Annotated in this window: 14 protein-coding genes; 8 read left to right on the top strand and 6 right to left on the bottom strand. The window is 69.8% G+C overall.

Features of this window, described 5'->3' with window-relative positions; genetic code table 11:
- Positions 1-661 precede the first annotated feature (661 nt).
- Both OG912_RS39865 and OG912_RS39860 read right to left on the bottom strand, forming a co-directional pair.
- Positions 662-2,905 (bottom strand): MMPL family transporter, encoded by a 2,244-nt coding sequence (locus OG912_RS39865; RefSeq protein WP_327713903.1) that lies wholly within the window; start codon positions 2,903-2,905, stop codon positions 662-664.
- Between the two features lie 422 nt (positions 2,906-3,327).
- Complete coding sequence (locus OG912_RS39860; protein WP_327713924.1) at positions 3,328-4,032, bottom strand: thioesterase II family protein; 705 nt, start codon at positions 4,030-4,032, stop codon at positions 3,328-3,330.
- A gap of 430 nt (positions 4,033-4,462) precedes the next feature.
- On the opposite strand from OG912_RS39860, the gene metK reads away from it, so the two are divergent.
- The 5 genes from metK (at position 4,463) to OG912_RS39835 (ending at position 11,869) form a co-directional block, all read left to right on the top strand.
- Positions 4,463-5,671, top strand: a complete 1,209-nt coding sequence (gene metK / locus OG912_RS39855) for a methionine adenosyltransferase (protein WP_327713902.1) — start codon at positions 4,463-4,465, stop codon at positions 5,669-5,671.
- A gap of 165 nt (positions 5,672-5,836) precedes the next feature.
- Positions 5,837-9,307 carry a methionine synthase gene (gene metH / locus OG912_RS39850; protein ID WP_327713901.1) on the top strand — a complete coding sequence of 1,157 codons (3,471 nt, stop codon included), beginning with the start codon at positions 5,837-5,839 and terminating at the stop codon, positions 9,305-9,307.
- Entirely contained in the window at positions 9,304-10,161 is an 858-nt protein-coding gene (gene metF, locus OG912_RS39845; RefSeq protein ID WP_327713900.1) for a methylenetetrahydrofolate reductase [NAD(P)H], read from the top strand. The genes metH and metF overlap by 4 nt, the downstream gene beginning before the upstream one ends.
- Positions 10,151-11,581: an adenosylhomocysteinase gene (ahcY, locus tag OG912_RS39840; RefSeq protein WP_327713899.1), complete on the top strand. Its 1,431-nt coding sequence runs from the start codon at positions 10,151-10,153 to the stop codon at positions 11,579-11,581. Before metF ends, ahcY begins: the two co-directional genes overlap by 11 nt.
- 36 nt (positions 11,582-11,617) lie before the next feature.
- Positions 11,618-11,869, top strand: a complete 252-nt coding sequence (locus OG912_RS39835) for an acyl-CoA carboxylase epsilon subunit (RefSeq protein WP_326740897.1) — start codon at positions 11,618-11,620, stop codon at positions 11,867-11,869.
- A gap of 26 nt (positions 11,870-11,895) precedes the next feature.
- Here the strand turns inward: OG912_RS39835 and OG912_RS39830 are convergent, their stop codons facing one another.
- Together OG912_RS39830 and OG912_RS39825 are read right to left on the bottom strand one after the other, a co-directional pair.
- A complete protein-coding gene (locus tag OG912_RS39830; protein WP_327713898.1) occupies positions 11,896-13,041 on the bottom strand; it encodes a serine hydrolase domain-containing protein in 1,146 nt (381 codons plus the stop codon).
- Between the two features lie 89 nt (positions 13,042-13,130).
- Positions 13,131-13,655, bottom strand: coding sequence for a hypothetical protein (locus OG912_RS39825; RefSeq protein WP_326740899.1), 525 nt, complete (start codon positions 13,653-13,655; stop codon positions 13,131-13,133).
- A gap of 414 nt (positions 13,656-14,069) precedes the next feature.
- Here OG912_RS39825 and OG912_RS39820 point away from each other — a divergent pair, with 414 nt between their 5' ends.
- The 3 genes from OG912_RS39820 (at position 14,070) to OG912_RS39810 (ending at position 16,682) form a co-directional block, all read left to right on the top strand.
- Positions 14,070-14,603 (top strand): hypothetical protein, encoded by a 534-nt coding sequence (locus OG912_RS39820; protein WP_327713897.1) that lies wholly within the window; start codon positions 14,070-14,072, stop codon positions 14,601-14,603.
- 109 nt (positions 14,604-14,712) lie between these two features.
- On the top strand, positions 14,713-15,558 hold the full coding sequence (locus OG912_RS39815) for a DUF4097 family beta strand repeat-containing protein (RefSeq protein WP_327713896.1): 846 nt from the start codon (positions 14,713-14,715) through the stop codon (positions 15,556-15,558).
- 344 nt (positions 15,559-15,902) lie between these two features.
- Entirely contained in the window at positions 15,903-16,682 is a 780-nt protein-coding gene (locus tag OG912_RS39810; RefSeq protein ID WP_327713895.1) for a thioesterase II family protein, read from the top strand.
- Between the two features lie 60 nt (positions 16,683-16,742).
- Here the strand turns inward: OG912_RS39810 and OG912_RS39805 are convergent, their stop codons facing one another.
- Both OG912_RS39805 and OG912_RS39800 read right to left on the bottom strand, forming a co-directional pair.
- Positions 16,743-19,919 (bottom strand): AMP-binding protein, encoded by a 3,177-nt coding sequence (locus OG912_RS39805; RefSeq protein ID WP_327713894.1) that lies wholly within the window; start codon positions 19,917-19,919, stop codon positions 16,743-16,745.
- A 117-nt stretch (positions 19,920-20,036) separates the two neighbouring features.
- Entirely contained in the window at positions 20,037-23,162 is a 3,126-nt protein-coding gene (locus OG912_RS39800; RefSeq protein WP_327713893.1) for a type I polyketide synthase, read from the bottom strand.
- Between the last annotated feature and the right edge of the window lies 1 nt (position 23,163).

The following is a 23,163-nucleotide window of genomic DNA, read 5'->3' as shown; positions in this document are numbered from 1 at the left end:
CCCAGAGCTGCCCGCGCTGCGCCTGAGCCAGGACAGAAACGCAGAAGCGACGAGCAGAAGCGAAGGAGGTGGACGTAATGGAGAAGATCGAGATCCGGATGCTCGACAAGCTGGAGACTACGGCGGTGTGCCACGAGGACGTGCCCTGCAGCTGACCGGTCCCAACGACCGTAGGGGGAGGACATGCGGCGTCCACGCACCAGGGCGAGGCACCTGACAGACATCGCGTCCCTGGGCCATCTCGACGGTTGCGTGTTCTGGATGGCGGCACACCGCCGTCACCCGGGCGGGAGCTGGGCGCGGCAAGGCAGCCTCGGTGACGCAAGCGCCACCGAGGCCCCGTACCCCGGCGCCCACTACCGCGACGGCGGGCCTCACGAACCACTGTTCGTCTGACACCGCTAGCGGCACTCGGAGCCGCTCCACCTTCGTGTGGGGCGGCTCCGACGCGCGTACGCGGCTCGGGTGCCTGGCATGGCCCGCACCGCGGGCCTGTATCGCCCAGCAGCGTTTCCGCCGGCCCACCGGCTCGTTGGGCTAACGCAAGTCAGCCCGGCGCGTTGTTACAGCGCACACTCGGCTCAAGGACCCGGTCAAGTCCATAGTGAAGTCGTCGTCGCGGATCTGCTGCGGGGCCGCAGACCACAATGGACGCGGTATGTCAGCTGACGTACTCCTGCTCACGCCGCTTGCCGGACGTCAGGGGGGCCGACGCCAGGTACTTGCCCAGCTTCTCCCCCTCGATGTCGACATTGGGCAGGATGGCGCCGAGCCAGCGCGGCAGCCACCACGCCGACTTGCCGAGCAGGGCGAACAGGGCCGGGATGATGGCCATTCGGACCACGAACGCGTCCAGGAGAACGGCGGCCGCCAGGGCGAAGCCGATCATCTTGACGAGGCTGTTGTCGTCCAGGATGAAGCCCGAGAAGACGCTGGCCATGATGACGGCCGCTGCGCTGACCACCCGGCCGCCATGGCGGAAGCCGGTGACGACCGCCTCGTCGGGGCTCGCGCCGTGGGCGTAGGCCTCGCGCATCCGGGAGACGAGGAAGACCTCGTAGTCCATGGCCAGGCCGAATACGACACCGATCATGAAGATCGGCATGGTGCTCATGATCGGGCCGGCCTGTTCGACGCTGAACGCGTCCTTCAGCCAGCCCCACTGGAAGATCGCGACCACCGCGCCGAGCGACGCGCTGACCGACAGCAGGAAGCCGAGGGCCGCCTTCAGCGGGACCAGCACGGAGCGGAAGACCAGCATCAGAAGCAGGAAGGCGAGGCCGACCACGAGACCCAGGTAGGGCACGAGGGCGTCGTCGAGGGTCTTGGAAAAGTCGATGAACATGGCCGTCTGGCCGGTCACGAGGATCTCCGTGGCGCCCGTGCTGGTCTCCTCGCCGCCGGCGAGACCGCGCAGTGTGTGGACGAGGTCCTCGGTCTCGGAGTCGGTGGGGCCGGTCTTCGGCACGACGTTGAGGATGGAGGTGTCATTGGCCTCGTTGGGGCTGGCCGGGGAAACGGATTCGACGCCGTTCTGCTTGGCGAGGTCGGTGCCCAGCGTGGTGGCGGCGGTCTTGGCGTCCTTGCTGGAGACGGTGATCATCAAGGGGCCGTTGAAGCCGGGGCCGAAGGACTCCGACAGCATGTCGTACGCCTTGCGCTGGGTGGTGCTCGGAGCCATCGTCCCCTCGCCGGGCAGCCCCAGCTCCAGGCCGGCCGCCGGAACCGCCATGGCTCCGAGGCCCACCACGCCGACCAGCAGCACGGCCACCGGGTGGCGCAGGACGTAACCGGCCCAGCGGGAACCGAGGTTGGGCTTGGTGCGGGCGGCCAGTTTGGCTGCCTTGCGCTGCTGGCGGGCCGAGAGCGGCTTGCCCTTGTGCTGGTTGCGTTCGATGCGGCGCAGCACCCGGACAGGGGCCCAGCCGAGGAGCGCGGGGACCAGGGTGAGCGCGATGAGCACCGCGATCGCGACCGTGCCGGCGGCCGCCATGCCCATCTTCGTCAGCATCGGGATGTTGACGACGGCGAGCCCCGCCAGCGCGATGATCACGGTGAGGCCGGCGAAGACGACGGCGGAGCCTGCGGTGCCGACGGCGCGTCCGGCGGCTTCGCTGCGCTCACGGCCCTCGGCGATCTCTGAGCGGTAGCGGGAGATGATGAAGAGGGCGTAGTCGATGCCTACGGCGATGCCGATCATCATCGCCAGCGTGGACGTGGTGCTGGACAGGCCGAGCGTGGAGCCGAGGGCGGTGATCGCGGAGATGCCGACGCCGACGCCGAACAGCGCGGTGAGCAGGGGCATGCCGGCGGCGATGAGCGAGCCGAAGGTGAGGAACAGGACGAGTGCGGAGATCAGGATGCCGATCTGCTCGCCGCTGCCCGCACTGGCATCGATCTTGACGGCGTCGCCACCCGCTTCAACGGTGAGGCCGCTGTCCCGGCCCCTGCCGAGGGCCGCGTCGAGGCCGTTGTGCTGCTTGTCGCCGAGCTTGGGGGCCTGGTCCTTGTAGGTGGCGACCGCGTAGGCGGTGGTGCCGTCCTTGCTGACGGTCCTGGCCTGGTAGGGGTTGGTGGCGCCGATGACGCCGGGGGCCTTCGTGAGGTCGGCGACGAGGGCTTCGACCTTGGTCTTGGTCTCGGGGTCGGAGATCTTGTGGCCCTGAGGTGCGCGGATGACTACGCGGGCGCTGGCGCTCTCGGCACTGGCGGCGGGGAACTTCTTCCGGAGGAGGTCGAACGCCTTCTGGGATTCGGTGCCGGGCATGGAGAACGTGTCTGCCGGCGGGGCGGAGGCGGCGGAGGCGGCATAGCCGACGCCGGCGAAGACCAGCACCCAGAGGAGTGTCATCAACCCCCGCCGTCGGAAGGCGAGGCGGCCCAGTTTGTAGAGGAAGGTGGCCACGGCTAAGGGGCTCCCGTCGGGGATCGGAAGGTAAGCAGGTCCCTGGGACTATAACAAACCGCTGAGACGGTTTCTTCGATTGGGAACAGGTCATCCGCGTGCGGCATAACGATCCGCCCACGCATGTGAAGATTGCTGGGTTCACCTGTGGAAATGTGGCCCAAGTTAGTTGATTGAGGCTCTAGTTGGGGCCAGTCGGCAGGCCCTTGAGTGTCTCGGCTCTCGGCCGTTGGGCCGTTCGCCACCCCCGGGCCACATCGTCTTCACGCGTAGGCAGGCGCAGCGTAGCCCCAGAGAAAAGGCATCGCGGTCTGTTCTTTGTGGTCTGCACCGGTCGTCCACTCCCGGGCCTCAGGGTGGCGGGGGCGCCGACGCCCCCTCGGGTGGTGCGGGATGACTGACAGCCCGACAGGGACGTGCGGTCAGGCGGCGGACGTGGCGGCGAGCAGCCCTTCGACGAGGGTCGCGGCGACTTGGTCGACGTGGTCGGTGAGGTAGAAGTGGCCGCCGGGGAAGACCTTGAAAGCGAAGTCGCCGCTGGTCTGCTCCCGCCATGTCCGAGCCTCCTCAACCGTCACCACCGGGTCGCTGTCCCCGATCAGGGCGGTGATCGGAGTGGCGAGCGGCGCTCCCCCGTTCCAGCGGTACGCGCCGAGGGCCCGGTAGTCGGCGCGCAGTGCCGGCAGCACCATCTCCAGGACGTCGGGGTTGTCGAGCATGACCTGATCGGTGCCGCCCAGCCTGCGCACCTGGGCCAGCACGGCGTCGTCGTCGTAGAGGTCGTAGCGGATTTTGGCGCGGACGTCCGGCGCGCCCCGGCCGGAGAGGAACAGCCGCTGGGGGCTGGGCAGTTCACTCCCGGCGAGCAGTCGGGCCGTCTCGAATGCGACCAGCGCGCCCATGCTGTGGCCGAACAGGGCATACGGCCGTCCGGGGTCCGCGGCCAGTTCGCGGGCCAGTTCACCGGCCACTGCCTCGACGAGGGGGGCCACGGACGTGAAGGGCGCCTCGCGGTAACGGTCCTGACGTCCCGGGTACTGCACGGCCACCATGTCGAAGTGGGCGGGCAGCGTACGTGCCAGTTGCATGTACGCCGTCGCTGAGCCCCCCGCGTGCGGGAAGCACACGAGCCGGGGACCGTTGCCCTCGGCCGTGGTGAAGCGTCGGAACCACGTGCTGTTCACTGTCGCTGTGTCCCTTCGTCTGTGCCGGCCCCGACCGGGTGTCCGCGCGTAAAACACCCCGGCCGAACCGGCAGCGGGCGGCGAGAAGGCCCGCCGGTGCCGCTCACGGGGGGGGGATGGAGGACACCGACGGGCAGTTCGGTGCTTCGGAGGGCTTTTACAGTCCCCCGGAGCTATCGCGAGTATTCCCTTACGTCCTCGACGACTGCTCGCAAGGCGCTGGAGAGCCTGCCGGCGACCGGGATGAGCCCCTTGTGGCGGGTGCCCGAAGGTCCCTCCAGCAGGGGCGGTTACAGGGTTCCTCTAGCGGAGGCGGTTACGTTCGTTCCCGATCGACAGGGAGCACAGGCCGAAACCGCTAGGAGACGCAACGATGCCCGGACGTCTGTTCACTTCGGAATCGGTGACCGAGGGCCACCCCGACAAGATCGCCGACCAGATCAGCGACACGATCCTCGACGCCCTGCTGAGCCAGGACCCCACCTCCCGCGTCGCGGTGGAAACCCTGATCACTACCGGACAGGTCCACGTCGCGGGCGAGGTCACCACGTCCGCCTACGCCGATATCGCAAGCCTGGTCCGGCAGAAGATCCTGGAGATCGGATACGACGCGTCCGGCAAGGGTTTCGACGGCGCGTCGTGCGGGGTGTCGGTGTCCATCGGCGCCCAGTCACCGGACATCGCGCAGGGCGTCGACACCGCGTACGAGAAGCGGGTCGGGGGCGAAGCCGATGAACTCGACCAACAGGGCGCGGGCGACCAGGGCCTCATGTTCGGGTATGCCAGCGACGAGACACCGACGCTGATGCCTCTCCCGATCCATCTGGCCCACCGGCTCGCGGCCCGCCTCACCGAGGTCCGCAAGGACGGCACCGTGCCCTACCTGCGCCCCGACGGCAAGACCCAGGTCACTGTCGAGTACCGGGGCAGCATCCCGGTCCGCCTGGACACCGTCGTCATCTCCTCGCAGCACGCCCCCGGTATCGACCTCGACGGCCTGCTCACCCCCGACCTGCGCGAACACGTCGTGGAGAAGGTCCTCGCCGACCTCTCCGACGACGGCATCAAGGTGGAGACCGATGGATACCGCCTTCTGGTGAACCCGACCGGCCGCTTCGAGATCGGTGGCCCGATGGGCGATGCCGGCCTGACCGGCCGCAAGATCATCATCGATACGTACGGCGGCATGGCCCGGCACGGCGGCGGCGCCTTCTCCGGCAAGGACCCCTCCAAGGTCGACCGTTCGGCTGCCTACGCCATGCGCTGGGTCGCCAAGAACGTCGTCGCCGCCGGCCTTGCCGCGCGCTGCGAGGTGCAGGTCGCGTACGCCATCGGCAAGGCCGAGCCGGTCGGCTTGTTCGTCGAGACCTTCGGCACCGCTCTCGTCGCCCAGGCCGTCATCGAGCGAGCGATCCGGCAGGTCTTCGACCTCCGCCCGGCCGCGATCATCCGCGACCTCGACCTGCTCCGCCCGATCTACGCCCAGACCGCTGCCTACGGCCACTTCGGCCGCGAACTCCCCGGCTTCACCTGGGAGCGCACCGACCGCGTCGAGGCCCTGCGCAGCGCGGCAGGAGTGTGACCGCCCTCGGGGCGGCACCCGCAGCACCACTCCCGCCGATCATGAAATCCTGGACATTGAAGGTGAGTTGAACGTGCGCATCGCCGTCACCGGGTCCATCGCCGCCGACCGTCCGATGGACTGTCCCGGCTGGTTCGCCAACCAGCCGCTCGCGGGCGTCGCGGCATGAGCGCCCCGGCCCGTATCGCAGCCCTCCGCGAGGCGCTCGCCACCCGTGTGGTGGTGGCCGACGGTGCCATGGGCACCATGCTCCAGGCGCAGGACCCCACGCTGGAGGACTTCGAGAATCTCGAAGGCTGCAACGAGATCCTGAACGTCACGCGCCCCGACATCGTGCGCTCGGTGCACGAGGAGTACTTCGCGGTCGGTGTGGACTGCGTGGAGACGAACACCTTCGGCGCGAACCACTCGGCGGCGAACGAGTACGAGATCGCGGACCGGATCGTCGAGCTGTCCGAGTCGGGTGCCCGGATCGCCCGCGAGGTCGCCGACGAGTTCACCGCGAAGGACGGCCGCCCGCGCTGGGTCCTGGGCTCGGTGGGGCCCGGCACCAAACTCCCCTCGCTCGGCCACATCGCGTACGACGTGCTGCGCGACGGCTACCAGCAGAACGCCGAGGGCCTCCTCGCCGGCGGCGCGGACGCCCTGATCGTGGAGACCACGCAGGACCTGCTCCAGACCAAGTCCAGCCTCATCGGCGCGCGCCGGGCGATGGACGCCCTGGGCATCGACGTGCCGCTGATCTGCTCGCTCGCCTTCGAGACGACCGGCGTCATGCTGCTCGGCTCGGAGATCGGCGCCGCGCTGACCGCCCTGGAGCCGCTGGGCATCGACCTGATCGGGCTGAACTGCTCGACGGGCCCGGCCGAGATGAGTGAGCACCTGCGGTATCTGGCCCGGCACTCGCGTACGCCGCTGATGTGCATGCCGAACGCGGGTCTGCCGGTGCTGACCAAGGACGGTGCGCACTTCCCGCTCGGCCCGGAGGGGCTGGCGGACGCGCAGGAAGCCTTCGTGAGCGACTACGGCCTGTCCCTGATCGGCGGCTGCTGCGGGACGACGCCCGAGCATCTGCGCCAGGTCGTCGAGCGGGCCCGCAACCTCACTCCCACCGTCCGCGACCCGCGCCCCGAGCCCGGCGCCGCCTCGCTCTACCAGACGGTGCCGTTCCGTCAGGACACCTCGTATCTCGCGATCGGTGAGCGGACGAACGCCAACGGGTCCAAGAAGTTCCGGGAGGCGATGCTGGAGGCGCGCTGGGACGACTGTGTGGAGATGGCGCGCGACCAGATCCGTGAGGGCGCGCACATGCTCGACCTCTGCGTCGACTACGTGGGCCGTGACGGGGTCGCCGACATGAAGGAGCTGGCCGGCCGGTTCGCCACCGCCTCGACGCTTCCGATCGTGCTGGACTCCACCGAGCTGCCCGTGCTGCGGGCCGGTCTGGAGAAGCTCGGCGGGCGCGCGGTCCTGAACTCGGTGAACTACGAGGACGGCGACGGCCCCGAGTCCCGCTTCGTCCAGGTCACCCGCCTCGCCGCCGAGCACGGCGCCGCGCTGATCGCGCTGACCATCGACGAGGAGGGCCAGGCCCGCACCGTCGAGCACAAGGTCGCCATCGCGGAACGCCTCATCCAGGACCTCACCGCCAACTGGGGCATCAATGAGTCGGACATCCTCATCGACTGCCTCACCTTCACCATCTGCACCGGGCAGGAAGAATCCCGCAAGGACGGCATCGCCACCATCGAGGCGATCCGCGAGCTGAAGAAGCGCCACCCCGACGTCCAGACCACACTGGGCCTGTCCAACATCTCCTTCGGCCTCAACCCGGCCGCCCGCGTCGTCCTGAACTCCGTCTTCCTCGACGAGTGCGTCAAAGCCGGACTCGACTCCGCGATCGTCCACGCCTCGAAGATCCTGCCGATCGCCCGGCTGGAGGAGGAACAGGTCAAGGTCGCCCACGACCTCATCCACGACCGGCGCGCCGAGGGCTACGACCCCTTGCAGCGGCTCATGGAACTGTTCGAGGGCGTCAACATGAAGTCGATGAAGGAGGGCAAGGCCGAGGAACTCCTCGCCCTGCCCCTCGACGAGCGCCTCCAGCGCCGGATCATCGACGGCGAGAAGAAGGGCCTGGAAGCAGACCTCGACGAGGCCCTGCAGACCCGCCCCGCACTCGACATCGTCAACGACACCCTCCTGGAAGGCATGAAGGTCGTCGGCGAGCTCTTCGGCTCCGGCCAGATGCAGCTCCCGTTCGTCCTCCAGTCCGCCGAGGTCATGAAGACCGCGGTCGCCCACCTGGAACCCCACATGGAGAAGTCCGACGCCGAGGGCAAGGGCACCATCGTCCTGGCCACCGTCCGCGGCGACGTCCACGACATCGGCAAGAACCTCGTCGACATCATCCTGTCGAACAACGGCTACAACGTCGTCAACATCGGCATCAAACAGCCCGTCTCCGCGATCCTGGAAGCCGCCGACGAACACAACGCCGACGTCATCGGCATGTCCGGCCTCCTGGTCAAATCCACCGTGATCATGAAGGAGAACCTCCAGGAGCTCAACCAGCGCAAACTCGCCGCCGACTACCCCGTCATCCTCGGCGGCGCCGCCCTCACCCGCGCCTACGTCGAACAGGACCTCCACGAGATCTACGAGGGCGAGGTCCGCTACGCCCGCGACGCCTTCGAAGGCCTGCGCCTGATGGACGCGCTCATCGCGGTCAAACGCGGCGTCCCCGGCGCGACCCTTCCCGAGCTGAAGCAGCGCCGGGTACCCAAGCGCGACACAGCCGTGCTGGAGGTCGAGGAACCCGAGGAAGGAGTCCGCTCCGACGTCGCCGTCACCAACCCGGTCCCCACCCCGCCGTTCTGGGGCAGCCGCGTCGTCAAGGGCATCCAGCTCAAGGAATACGCCTCCTGGCTCGACGAAGGCGCCCTCTTCAAGGGCCAATGGGGCCTCAAGGGCGACACCATCGAGACCGAGGGGCAGCCACGGCTGCGGAAGTGGCTGGACCGGCTGCGTACGGACAACCTGCTCGAAGCGGCCGTCGTCCACGGCTATTACCCCTGTGTCTCCAAGGGCGACGACCTGATCATCCTCGACGAACGGGGCAGCGAGCGCACCCGGTTCACCTTCCCGCGCCAGCGCCGCGGCCGCCGGCTGTGCCTGGCGGACTTCTTCCGCTCGGAGGAGTCGGGTGAGGTGGACGTGGTCGGCCTCCAGGTCGTCACCGTCGGCTCGAAGATCGGCGGCGAGACCGCCAAGCTCTTCGAAGCCAACTCCTACCGCGACTACCTCGAACTGCACGGCCTCTCCGTCCAGCTCGCCGAAGCCCTCGCCGAGTACTGGCACGCCCGGGTCCGCTCCGAGCTGGGCATCGCGGCGGGCGATCCTGCGTCGCTGCAGGCCATGTTGCGTACCGAGTACCAGGGCTGCCGCTACTCGCTGGGCTATCCGGCCTGCCCGGACCTGGAGGACCGGGCGAAGATCGCCGACCTGCTCCAGCCCGAGCGCATCGGGGTCCACCTGTCGGAGGAGTTCCAGCTCCACCCCGAGCAGTCCACCGACGCCATCGTCATCCACCACCCCGAAGCCAGCTACTTCAACGCAGGAGGAGCCCGGCCATGACCACGTACTCCTTCGAGTTCTTCCCGCCCAAGACCGAGGCCGGGACGCAGACGCTGTGGGACGCCATCCGCCGGGTGGAGCCGCTGGCGCCGGACTTCGTCTCCGTGACGTACGGCGCGGGCGGCACGTCCCGGGACCGTACGGTGGAGATCACCAAGCGCATCGCGACGGAGACGACACTGCGGCCGGTCGCCCATCTCACCGCCGTCGGACACTCGGTGGCCGAGCTGAGGCACATCGTCGGCCAGTACGCCGACGCCGGGGTCAGGGACGTCCTGGTGCTGCGCGGCGACCCGCCGGGCGACCCCCGGGGCCCTTGGACTCCGCACCCCCGGGGGCTGACGTACGCGTACGAACTCGTCGAACTGGTGCGTTCGCTCGGGAATTTCACCATCGGAGTGGCGGCCTTCCCCGAGCGCCACCCGCGCTCGGCCGACTGGGAGAGCGACATCGAGCACTTCGTGGCGAAGTGCCGGGCCGGGGCCGACTACGCCATCACGCAGATGTTCTTCGACGTGGAGGACTACCTGCGGCTGCGCGACCGGGTGGCGGCGGCAGGGTGCGGCATCCCCATCATCCCGGAGATCATGCCCGCCACCGATGTGCGTCAGATCTGCCGTTTCGCCCAGCTCAGCAACGCGGCGTTCCCGGAGGACCTGGCCCACCGCCTCGAAGCCGTCCGCGACGACCCGGCCCGGGGACACGCCATCGGCGTGGCCCACGCCACCGCGATGGCCGAGCGCCTCCTCGCCGAAGGCGCCCCCGGCCTCCACTACATCACCCTCAACCGATCCGCCGCGGCCCTGGAGATCCACCGGGCCGTACAGAGCTCAAGGAGCCTTCATGCCTGCTGAGTCCGCCGTGTCCACCGGCTTCACGGATTTCAAGGTCGCGGACCTGTCCCTCGCAGCCTTCGGCCGCAAGGAGATCACCCTGGCCGAGCACGAGATGCCCGGCCTGATGTCGATCCGCAAGGAGTACGCCGCGGCGCAGCCGCTGGCCGGTGCCCGTGTCACCGGTTCGCTGCACATGACCGTGCAGACGGCTGTGCTGATCGAGACGCTGGTCGCGCTCGGCGCCGAGGTCCGTTGGGCCTCCTGCAACATCTTCTCCACCCAGGACCACGCCGCCGCCGCGATCGCCGCCGCGGGCATCCCGGTGTTCGCCTGGAAGGGCGAGTCGTTGGAGGAGTACTGGTGGTGCACGGAGCAGGCGCTGACCTGGCCGAACACCCCCACCGGTGGCCCGAACATGATTCTCGACGACGGTGGTGACGCCACCCTCCTCGTCCACAAGGGCGTCGAGTACCAGAAGGCGGGCGCGGTGCCCGACCCGTCGACCGCCGACAGTGACGAACTCGGCGCGATTCTGCGACTGCTGGGAGCCACCTCGATCAACTGGGTGGCGCTGGCGTCGGAGATCCGTGGTGTGACGGAGGAGACCACGACGGGTGTGCACCGGTTGTACGAGATGCACCGTGACGGCACGCTTCTGTTCCCGGCGATCAATGTCAATGACGCGGTGACGAAGTCGAAGTTCGACAACAAGTACGGCTGCCGTCATTCGCTGATCGATGGCATCAACCGTGCCACCGATGTCCTGATCGGTGGCAAGACCGCCGTTGTCTGTGGTTACGGCGATGTGGGCAAGGGCTGTGCGGAGTCGCTGCGGGGGCAGGGTGCCCGGGTGATCATCACGGAGATCGACCCGATCTGCGCGTTGCAGGCGGCGATGGACGGTTACCAGGTCGCCACCCTCGACGACGTCGTGGAGCAGGCGGACATCTTCGTCACGACGACGGGCAACAAGGACATCATCATGGCCGCCGACATGGCCCGGATGAAGCACCAGGCGATCGTCGGGAACATCGGTCACTTCGACAACGAGATCGACATGGCCGGCCTGGCGAAGATCGACGGGATCGTCAAGGACGAGGTGAAGCCTCAGGTCCACACCTGGACGTTCTCCGACGGCAAGGTCCTCATCGTGCTGTCCGAGGGCCGCCTGCTGAACCTGGGCAACGCGACCGGCCACCCGTCGTTCGTGATGTCCAACTCGTTCGCGGACCAGACGCTGGCCCAGATCGAGCTGTTCACCAAGCCCGAGGAGTACCCGACCGATGTCTACGTGCTGCCCAAGCACCTCGACGAGAAGGTCGCCCGTCTCCACCTCGCCGCGCTCGGCGTGAGGCTCACGACGCTCCGCCCCGAGCAGGCCTCGTACATCGGTGTCGAGGTCGACGGCCCGTACAAGTCCGACCACTACCGCTACTGACCGGCCCCGAGAAGCGCCCATGTGGGAGGCAGCCCCATGACACCGACAGAAACCAGGAGGTCCACAGCGGCGGTCGTGTCGGCGGGGACCCGCACGCCGATGGCCATCGTCGTGCGCGGCGCCCCCTCCCGGGAGGAGCTGGCCGCCGTCACCGCCGCCGTCCTTGCCCTTGCCCAGGCGGCCGCCGGCTCCGGCCCGGTCCCGGCCGAACCGTCCCGTGCCACCTGGCACCGAGACCGCATCCCCTGCACTCCGGTGTCCTGGGCCGCCTTGCCCCGCACCCCCTGACCTCAAGGCGCACGGGTCACCCATGTTCAGGCCGCCGGCCGGGACAGATCGGCCTGCCGGCCGCCGAACACCTCGTTGACGAGCTTCTGCTGGGCGTCCTGGAACGCCGGTGCGATCGACAGGTCGGCATCGCCCACATAGGTCAGTCCGGCAGTCAGGGTCTTGCTGCCGTCGGCGGTGCTGTACATCAGCGCCGCCGAGCCCATGGTGGCGCCGTTGTGGTGGAAGACGGTACCGCCGCCCGGTCCCATGTCCTGCGCGAACACCCCCAGGCCGTAGCCGAACGTGGCCTCCGGCCTGCGCATCTCGGCCAGCAGCGCGGCCGGCAGAAGCTTGCCGCCCATCAGCGCGGAGAAGTACGTGTGCAGGTCCTGGGTGGTCGAGATCATGTCGCCACCGGCCGATACCCAGGTGGGGTTGTGCCGGGTGACATCGATCGTCTTCTCCTGCCCGGCGTCTTCGTAGCGGTAGTAGCCGTGGTTGTGCGGCTCGGGAATGTCCGACGAGGCGCCCGGCGCCACGGTGCCGGTCATCCCCAGCGGCCCAAGGATCAGCCGCTGCAACTCCTCGGCGAACGAGCGGCCGGTGACCCTCTCGATCACCAGCCGGGCCAGTACGTAGTTGGTGTTGGCGTAGCTCCAGCCCGTCCCGGGTTCGAACCGCGCCGGCTTGGACAGCGACAGCCGTACCAGCTCTTCGGGCAGGTACGTGTGGAATCGGTTGTCCACCCACTCCTTGCCCTGCCAGGGGACGCCCAGCACGATCGTGCCGTCCTCGTAGAGCTCGCCGGTGTGGTTGAAGATCCCGCTGGTGTGCTGCAGCAGCATCCGCACCGTGATGCGCCGGTCGAGCCCGAACTCGGTCAGGTAGGCGTCGACCGGGGCGTCCAGGCCGATCCTGCCCTCGGCCACCAGCATGAGCACCGTGGTCGCGATGAAGTTCTTGGTCGTGCTGCCGGTACGGAAGTGACCGTCGGCCGGCGGCTTGGCGCTCCGGCCCAGCTCACGGGTCCCGGCGCTGCCGACCCACTCGCCTTGCTCGTCGTTCACCCGCAGCTGCACCCCGACGAAGCCCGACTCGGCGATCTCCTCGATCGCCCTCCACAGCTCCGGGCGATCCTGCACCTGGTCCTGCGCATGGTCCTGCACCTGGTCAGAAAGGTTGATGGGCATGTTGTTGCTCCTTCACATCTGTTGGGCCCGGCTCGGCGTCGGGCCGGTGCGGGACGGAGTTCTCGGCCGCGATCCGCGTGGCGAAGCGGTCAGGCGGCGTGGCAGAGAACCGCCGGGTCGGCCGGTGCCGTGGCACGGGCCACGGCCGCGGGCGCGGGAAGGGTGGTGCGGGTGGTGGCCGCGGTCCGCGGACGGTTCCGCGCGAAGACGACGAGGCGCAGCACTGCGAACCGCACGATGCCGGTGAGGGCGGAGGCGGACAGGTAGACGACCTGCTCGACCACCGCGCCGGGCGCCGCCACCAGCAGTTGCAGGACGAGCATGGCCGCGCAGGTCACCGCGTACGCGGCTGCGGCAGAGCCGGTCGACTGTGCGTGCTGGCGCCAGGTCGCGCGACTGCCTGCGCGGAAGGTGAAGCGGGCGTGCAGCTCGGTGGCGAGAAGCGTGGAAGCCACGGTGACCGCGGCGTTGGCCAGGGCCCATGGAACGCAGGAGGCCAGGGCCGCCACGGCGAAGCTGGACGCGAGTCCCACTCCGCCGCCGCAGAGCACGAAGCGAGCGAAGGCGACGAAGGCGCCAGGTGCCGCGTGCTGCTGACTCTGTGCTGTCTCCATCGTCCCCACCTCTTCGATCAGTCATCCCGCGAAAACGCGCATCCCGGCCTCGGAAGCCGAATGGCGCACCACCGATGATGCCATGATGGCACACATTTGGCACCAACACGAGCCCGAAGCGGTGCCACTGATGTTCGAAGTGGTGCCACGACGCAGAAGGGGCGGTAAATCGGCAGGTCGGACGACCTCTCCGCGTACGCGCCCGTTGCGCACTTCAGCGGCGAGTCGACCGGGGCTCACGCCTGGAGCCACGAACAGGCAGCTGAAGGCGCGTGATCAGCGCCGCTCCCCCTCTCACGACGGGGGCGAACGCCCCATGGCGCCAGCCCGGAAACAACGCCCGGCCTGCGCTCACCTCATACGAGGCGTCATTCGGACTTGCGCATGGCGCCACTGTGGTGCCATGATGACGTCATGGACCTCACCCCGTATGTCGACTCGCTTCGCCGTGAACTCGCGGTGGCCGCCGAGGCCGGCGGACAAGATGCACGCGAGCTGGCCGAGCGGCTGACGGCTCCCCTCGAGTCGGCGACCCGGCTGACGATGCTCAATGTGCTGTCCGCCGCGATGGGGGAGGTCACCCGGGAGCTCGCACCCGGTTCGGTCGATGTACGGCTGCGGGGCCTCGACCCCGACTTCGTGGTGATGCTGCCGCCCGCGGAGGGCCCCATGGAGGCTGCGACCATGCCGGTCGAGCCAGTCATGGCCCCGGCTGCGGGCCTGGCCGAAGGGGAGGAGGGCGGCACCGCTCGCGTCAATCTTCGGCTGCCGGCCCCTCTCAAGGCGCGCGCCGAGGAGGCCGCGGGCCGTGAGGGCCTGTCGGTCAACGCGTGGCTGGTGCGTGCGGTGTCGGCCGCGGTCGAGGGCGGCAACCGGCCGCGTACGACGGAGCAGGCCCGGACCCAGATCCAGTCGGCCGGGCAGAGCATCACGGGCTGGGTGCGCTGACTGGGCCGCCCCGCCCCTTTCGCCCGCGCCATCTCGCTCGCACCACTCGTCATTCCCTTCACGTCCCACCAGCGGGGACGCCGCAACGACTCACGAGGACGGGACAGCCATGCCTTCTTTCGACACGCCCGAAGCGATCTCCGTCACCGCGCATGTGGAGGCCGGTTCCATCCGGTTCTCCGCCGGGAACCGGCTCGACACGACCGTCGAGGTGCAGCCCCGTGACCCGAGCAAGAGCCTGGACGTCCGCGCCGCCAAGGAGACCGAGGTCACCTACGCCGGCGGCACCTTGATCGTGAAGACGCCCAAGCCGCGCAACGCGCTGCGCCGCCCCGGCGTCGTGGACGTGACGGTCGGACTGCCCACCGGCTCGGACATCGACCTGACCGGCTCCTGGGCCCAGATCAGCGGCGAGGGCCGGCTCGGCGAGGTCAAGGTGAAGAACTCGGCCGGTGACGTCCGTCTGGAGGAGACCGGGCCGCTGCGGCTGACCGCTTCGCACGGCGCGGTCACCGTGGAGCGGGTCGAGGGCTCCGCCGAGATCACCACCAGCACCGGCAGCGTCCGCGTCGGCACCGTCGAGGGACCTGCCGTCCTGAAGAACTCGCATGGCACCACGACCGTCGGCTCGGTCCTCGGCGAGCTGCGGGTGAAGGGCGCCAGCGGCGACATCGACATCGCGCACGCCAGGGACTCGGTCACCGCCACCACCGCGCACGGCAGCCTGCGGGTGGGTGAAGTGGTCCAGGGCAACGTCCAGTTGGAGACCTCGTACGGCGCCATCGAGATCGGTATCCGCGAGGGCACCGCCGCCTGGCTCGACGCCACCTCCAGCTCCGGCCAGGTACGCAACATGCTCCCCTCCTCCGAGGCCCCGGCCAACAGCGAGAGCTCCGTCAAGGTCCGCGCCCGCACCCGGTACGGCAACATCGACATCATCCGCGCCAAGTCCTGACGCACCGCGATGCCGCCCCGTCCGTTTCCCGGCGTGAATCGCTTCGGTCGCCGGCACGCGTCGGCGGCACCCGCAGGGGAGCCCCGACTCCGGACACGGTTGAAATTCCGCCGACCGTGTCGCCACCATGGATCGGCACGAAGAACCGTATCGGTACGCCCCCTTGGCCGGCGTGCACCGATGCATCGCGGCATCCGTGCGGGCCGGGCCTCGTGTCCCTTCGGCGGGACACGCAGGGAGCCTCGCGTTGTCCGGATGACCGGCTCCTTCCCGTCCAGTTCCGTCGCGCTCGAACCGCTCCTGCGCAGCGGACCGAATTCAGCACAGAGACAGAAGGATTGGGCATGACAGAGTCAGGCACGTTCGACGGTCAGTGGATACACCGCTTCCACCCCAACGACGACAGTGAGTTCCGCATCGTCTGCTTCCCGCACGCCGGGGGTTCGGCGAGCTACTTCCACGCACTGTCGGAAGCTCTCTCACCGGAACTGGATGTGCTCACCGTCCAGTACCCGGGACGGCAGGACCGGCGTGCCGAGGGCTGCGTCGAGACTCTCGCCGAACTCGCCGACCTGACCTACGCGGCGCTGCGGCGCAGCGAGGACGGCCGGCCCACCGTCTTCTTCGGTCACAGCATGGGCTCCGTGCTCGCCTTCGAGGTGGCCCGCCGCTACCAGGACGACGCCGGCGCGCCGCCCGCCCGGCTGCTTGTCTCCGGCTACCCGCCGCCCTCGCTCCTGCGCGGTGGAACGGTCCATCTCCGTGACGACGAAGGCATCATCGACGAGCTGCGCTCCGTCGGCGGCACCGACCCCGTCTACCTGGAGAACAAGCACCTGAGGGCCTCGATCCTCTTCGCCGTGCGGGGCGACTACACGGCCATCGAGACCCACCCCCGGGCCACCGGTGTCCGGCTCGACTGCCCCATCACCATGCTGGTCGGCACCGAGGATCCGCACACCACGATCGCCGAGGCCGAAGCCTGGGAGCAGCACACCACCGGCGAGTTCGCCCTGCACGTCTTCCAGGGCGGCCACTTCTATCTCGACGAACACCGCCAGAAGGTCGCCGACCTCGTCTCCGGGGCCGTCCGGGACCTCTCGGCTGCCGAGGCGGTCCGCTAGCCGATCGCCGACGACGCCCCGGTCGGCAGGGCCGGCCGGGGCGTCGTCGCGAAGGAACGCCTACAGCACCGCGCCTTCCTTCGTCCTCCTGCGCAGAGTGGGCCTGCTGGACCGGGCGAGGTCCTTCCACGTGTCGGTCAGACCGGCGATGGTGCGCACCGCGAACAACGTGCGGATGGGCACCTCCTGGTTCAGCTCCGCGCGGATCAGGCCGGTCAGCCTGATGGCCCGCAGCGAGTTGCCCCCGTGGTCGAAGAAGTCGTCGTCGATCCCCACCCGGTCCAGTTCCAGTACGTCGGCGAACGCCTCGGCCAGCACCCGCTCGGTGTGGTCGCGCGGTGCCCGGTACTTCTCACCGTCGAACGCGGGCTCCGGCAGCGACGCCCGGTCCACCCTTCCGCCGGCGGTGAGCGGCAGGCGTTCCAGTACCTCGAACACCGACGGAACCATGAACTCCGGAAGCCGTCCCGCGGCGAACCGGCGCAGTTCGTCGGCCGCGACGGTCCGGCCGGCCGCGGGAACCACATAGGCCACGAGGCGTTGCTGCCCGGAGGCGTCCTTGCCGACGGCCACCACCGACTGCGCGAGGCCGGTGTGCTCGGCCAGCGCTTCCTCGACCTCGGCCAGTACGACCCGGCTGCCGCGGATGTCCGCATGGGCGTCGGCCGGGCCCACGTAGTCGAGGAGGCCGTCGGTGCTCCAGCGCACCCGGTCCCCGGTCCGGTACATGAGGCTGCCGGGCGGACCGTACGGGCCGGGCACGAAGCGCTGCGCGGTCTGCCCGGGCCGCCCCGGGTATCCGCGTGCCACGCCGGGGCCGGCGAGGTACAGCTCACCGGTCACGCCCACGGGGACCGGCGCCAGGCCCGGCCCGAGCACGTAACGGGCCGTGTGGTCCGCCGGGTGGTCGGACACGGTCGTCTCCACCGGGCCGTCACCGCTGCGGACCGTCAGTCCGGGGCATGCCTCTCGCACCCGGCGCACCGCGGCCGCGGACACGCGGTCACCGCCGGTCCACACCTCGCGGAGCCCGGCGAGGCGCTCGGGGCGGTCCGCCGCGATCGCCGAGAACAGGTGTGCGGGCAGCCGGACCGCGGAGATCCCGTGTGCCGCTCGCACCTCGGTCAGCGCGTCGGCGTCCAGCTCGCCCGCGGGCGCCACGACCACCCGGCCGCCGTTCAGCAGGGGAACCCACACCTCGACGGGAAGCGCGTCATGGGCGTGCGGCGCGTGCCACAGCACGGTGCCGGTGCCGGCATCGCGCCGGCCGCGGTCCAGGACGAAGCGTTCCATGTTCCGGTGCGTCACGCCGACTGCCACGGTCTCACCGGTCAGGCCGGAGCCGTACGCCACGGCCAGCAGGCCGTCCTGACGCACCGGGACCGGAGCCTGTGCCGCAGCGTCGGCGTCCCCGACGGTGTCCGGCCTGATGTCCTCGAACACGATCGCCGGCACGCCCAGTGCACCGGAGAGCGCTTCGGCTGTCGCCGCACCGGTGAGCAGCGCGCTCACCGAGGCGTCACCGGCCATCGACGTGAGCCGCTCGGCCGGGAGCGCCGGGTCGACCAGCAGATGGGCTCCGCCCGCCTTCGCCACTCCCAGCAGGGCGACCACCAGATCGACCGACCGGGGCAGCGCGACCGCCACCACCGTCTCGGGTCCGACCCGTCGGCGTCGCAGCGCCTCTGCCAGGCGGCCGGAGCGTTCGTCCAGCTCCCGGTAGGAGACCTTCGTATCCCCGGACACCATCGCGACAGCGTCGGGGGCTCGCTCCACCTGGCGGGCGAACAGCTCCGGAACCGTCAGCCCCGGCAGCGGCGCAGCCGTGCCGTCCGGCGGCGTGATCACCTGGTTCCGCTCGACGCCGCCCACCACGTCCAGCGCGCCGACGGGCTGTTCGCCGGCGGCGGCGACGGCGTTGATGTGCGCGATCAGGTCCTCACCGATGAAGCGGAGTTCCGCGCGGGAGTACAGGCTCGCGGGGGCGTCGAGCCGGATGAAGAGGTCGCCGTCGCCGGTCCCGTCGGTGTAGACGCCGATCGCCAGTTCTTCGAAGGTCCCGGTGGTCCCGCCGAGGAAGCGCGCCGGGTTGTCGGCGAACTGGAGGTGTTCGGAGAACTCGACGATGTTGACGACGGCGCCGAAGCTGCCGCGATCGCCCAGGACGGTTCCGCTGACGCGCTGGATCTCCGAGTAGTGGCAGGCTGCGTGGTCGAAGATCTCGTACGTCTCGTCGCCGATCGCGTCGGCGACCTCGGTGAAGGTCGCGCCGAGCGGCACCTTCACCCGTACCGGCACCACGTTCACCGCCAGACCGGGCGTCCTGCTCGCCACCCCGACCCGGTTGGCCACGGCCAGCGAGAGGAGGAACTCCGGGCGGTCGCAGCGGTGCCGCAGGTAGACCGCCACGGCCGCGGTCAGCATCGACGACATCCACACGCCCATGGACTTCGCGGTCTCGGTCCAGGCGGCCGCCTCGGCGCGCGGCACGGCCAGCGTGCGGCTCACCATGCCGATGGGTTCGGTCAGCTCGCCCCAGCGGTCGGCGTCGCACGTCGGTTCGAAGAGCGTGGACCGCGTCGTCTCGGGCAGCGTGGCGCGCGGGACCTGCGCGGGGGCCGGCGCGTTCGCGAGGTAGTCGCGCCAGAACTCCGTGTCCTCGGCGAACTGTTCGGAGGCGTTGTACTGCGTGGCCTCGGCCGTGAACGACTCGACGTCCCAGGGGTGCGGCAGCTCCGGTACGTCCGAACCCCGCGACAGCGCCGTGTACACCTCGGCGAGGCGCCGCGACAGCAGGCCTGCCGCGCCGAATCCGTCCGATATGAGGTGGTGGTAGATGATCACCAGCACGGAGCGGGCCGCCCCGAGTCTGACCACCCCCAGCCGGAACAGCAGGTCCCGGTCCAGGGCGAAGGGCTGTCGCACCATCTCGGCCAGCGCTTCGCGCGCCGCCCGCTCCGGGTCGTCCTCGGCGCCGAGGTCGAGGAAGAACGGTCGCCAGTCCCCCAGCTCCCTGGGCACCAGGCGCAGCCCGCTGCCGTCGTCGACGAAGTTGACGCGCAGCACCTCCGCCTCGTTCATCACGTGCAGGAACGCGGATTCCATGACCGACGCGTCGAGCGCGCCGTTCACGTTCCACATGGTCAGCGCATGGTTCAGGGTGTCGGGAAACATTTCCTGCGCCCGCCACAACCCTTTGTGCGCAGACGACGCACCGAACGAACGCACAGAAATCATCTCCTCAGCAAAGCGGCCGGAAGGCGAAGGCGTTCGGAGAAGGCCTTCGCCGTCACGGAAGTGGGTCAGCTGTTTCGGACGGTGTACGGGGCCACGGGGGCCCCGCACACCCTGGATTCACCGCCGGCGGACATCGGCCATCGCGGTCACGAGGTGCCCGGCGACCCGCCTCGGTGTCGGGTGCCGCAGCACGAGGTTCGGCTTCAGCTTGAGTCCGGTCGTCGACGTCAGGCCCTTGCTCAGCTGCACCGAGAGCAGCGAGTCGAAGCCCATGTCCTTGAATTCCTGGTCGGGGTCGGCCCTCTCGCCGGAGGGGTGTCCGAGCACTACGGCGACCTTCGTCAGGACATGGTCCAGGACGAGGACCGTCGCCTCGTCGTCGGGCAGCGGGGCGACCAGCTCCGACAGGGTGACGGGCTCGTCGTCCGCCACGGCCGGCGCCGGCTCGGGCGCGGGCACGTGCGCCGTCGCCCCCGGGTGCGAGGAGTTCAGCCAGTAGTGCTGACGCTGGAACGCGTACGTCGGCAGATTCACCCGCCGGCGCGTGCCGAACAGGGCGTCCCAGTCCACGGTCCCGCCCTGGACGTGGAGCTGGGCCAGTGAGCCGACCACGGCTTCCACTTCGTCGCGGTTGCGCCGCGACGACGAAAGGACCACCGCGTCCAGGTCCTCGACGATCTCCTGGACGGGGACGGTCAGCACGGGGTGCGGGCTCATCTCGATGAACACCCGGAACCCGTCTTCGGCCAGCTGCTGTACGGAGGGGGCGAAGAGGACCTTCTCGCGCAGGTTGTTGTACCAGTAGTCGGCATTCAGCCCGGCGGTGTCGATGACCTTGCCGTACAGGGTCGAGTAGAAGGGCAGCGCCGACGTCGTGGGGCCGATGTCGGTCAGCGGGGCGATCACCTGGTCGCGGACCCGGGTCACGTGGTGCGAATGGGACGCGTAGTCGACCGCTATCCGCTTGGCCTGGACGCCGTCGGCCTTCATCTTCTCGACGAACTCGTCGAGCGCGTCCGGTTCCCCGGACACCACCACGGAGCTGGGCCCGTTGACCACCGCGATGCTCACCTGGCCCTGCCACGGCGCGAGGTGTTCCGCCACGAAGTCCGCGGACTCCGCGACCGACGCCATCCCGCCGTGCCCGATCAGATCCACCAGGGCCTTGCTGCGGAGCGCCACGATCTTGGCGGCGTCGCGCAGCGACAGGGCGCCGCAGACGTGGGCAGCGGCTATCTCGCCCTGGCTGTGCCCCACCACCGCGGCCGGTTCCACACCCCAGGAGCGCCACAACGCGGCCGTGGACACCATCACGGAGAACAGTGCGGGCTGCACCACGTCCACCCGGTCCAGCGTCGGTGCCCCGGGCACCCCGCGCACCACGTCGATCAGTGACCAGTCGACGAACTCGGCCAGCGCGGCCGCGCACGCGTCGAGGCTCTGCGCGAAGACGGGGAAGGTCTCGTACAGCCGACGGCCCATGCCGACCCACTGGGAACCCTGCCCGGGGAACACGAAGACCGTCCCGCCGAGCTCCCGCGCCCTGCCGCGCACCACCGTAGCGGACTCCTCGCCGGCGCCGAGCGTCGTCAGGCCGCTGAGCAACTCGTCCCGGCCGTGCCCGAGTACCACCGCGCGGTGGTCGAACCGGCTCCGGCTCGACAGGAGCGACCAGCCGGCGTCGGCGATGTCGAGATCCGGATCGGCGGCGGCGAAGTCGTGCAGCTTGAGGGCCTGTCCCGCCACGGCCGCTGCGCTCTTGCCTGACAGCACCCAGGGCACGAGGGCTCCCGGGGCCGCGCCGCCCTCGACGGCCTGTTCCTGCTGCGGGGCCTGCTGCGGGGCCTCTTCCAGGATGATGTGCGCGTTGGTGCCGCTGACGCCGAACGACGACACCGCGGCCCGCCGGGGACCGTCGGGCCGGGTCCACTCCCGTCCCTCCACCAGCAGTTCGACCGCCCCCGACGACCAGTCCACGTGCGGGGAGGGCGTGTCCACGTGCAGGGTCCTGGGCAGGTGCTGGTGGCGCATGGCCAGTACGGTCTTGATGACCCCGCCGACTCCGGCGGCGCCCATGGAGTGACCGATGTTCGACTTCAGGGATCCCAGCCAGAGCGGCCTGCCTTCGGGCCGGCCCTGCCCGTACGTCGCCAGCAGCGCGCCTGCCTCGATGGGATCACCCAGCTTGGTTCCGGTGCCGTGGGCTTCGACCAGGTCCACCTCGGATGCCGAGACCCCGGCGTTGGCCAGCGCCCTGCGGATCACCTTCTCCTGGGCGAGGCCGTTGGGAGCGGTCAGCCCGTTGCTGGCCCCGTCCTGGTTCACCGCGGAGCCGCGCAGGACGGCGAGGACCGGGTGGCCGTTGCGGCGGGCGTCGGACAGCCGTTCCAGGAGCAGCACGCCCACGCCCTCGGCCCAGCCGGTCCCGTCGGCCGTGTCCGCGAAGGACTTGCACCGGCCGTCGGCCGCCAGACCGCGCTGGCGGGAGAACTCCACGAAGATCGCGGGTGTCGCCATCAGCGACGCCCCGCCCGCCAGTGCGAGCGAGCTCTCTCCCGAGCGCAGCGACTGCATCGCCATATGCATGGCCACCAGCGAGGACGAGCAGGCCGTGTCCACGGTCACCGCCGGTCCGGTCAGGCCCAGTTCGTACGCGACCCGTCCGGAGGCGACGCTCATCGCGCTGCCGTGCAGCAGGTAGCCCTCCAGGTCGTTCCCGCTCGCCTCCAGGAAGCGCATCCCGTACTCGGGGAACATCACTCCGGAGAAGACGCCGACGTCGGCGCCGCGCACATCGGCGGGAACGATGCCCGCCCGCTCGAAGACCTCCCACGACGTCTCCAGGAGCAGGCGCTGCTGCGGGTCGATCGCCAGTGCCTCGCGCGGGCTGATGCCGAAGAACCCCGCGTCGAACGCGTCCGCGTCCCGCAGGAATCCTCCGTGGCGTGTGTACGAGCTGCCGAGGGTGTCGGGGTCCGGGTCGTACACGTCCCGCCAGCCGCGGTTCCGCGGGAACTCCTCCACCATGTCCTGGCCGTCGCGGACCACCTCCCACAGTTCCTCGGGCGAGGACACGCCTCCCGGGTAGCGGCACGCCATGGACACCACGGCGATGGGCTCGGCGCGGCCGGCCTTCAGGTCGTCGTTCTCCTGCCGGAGACGGTCGCGTTCCTCCAGGAGCGCGCGGAGTGCCCGTTGGACCCGGTCCCCGCCCTCGGCTGTGCGGTCTGCGGAGCTGTTCATG

Source organism: Streptomyces sp. NBC_00464 (assembly GCF_036013915.1).
Lineage (GTDB): Bacteria > Actinomycetota > Actinomycetes > Streptomycetales > Streptomycetaceae > Streptomyces.
This window is presented reverse-complemented; position numbering and strand designations above follow the sequence as displayed.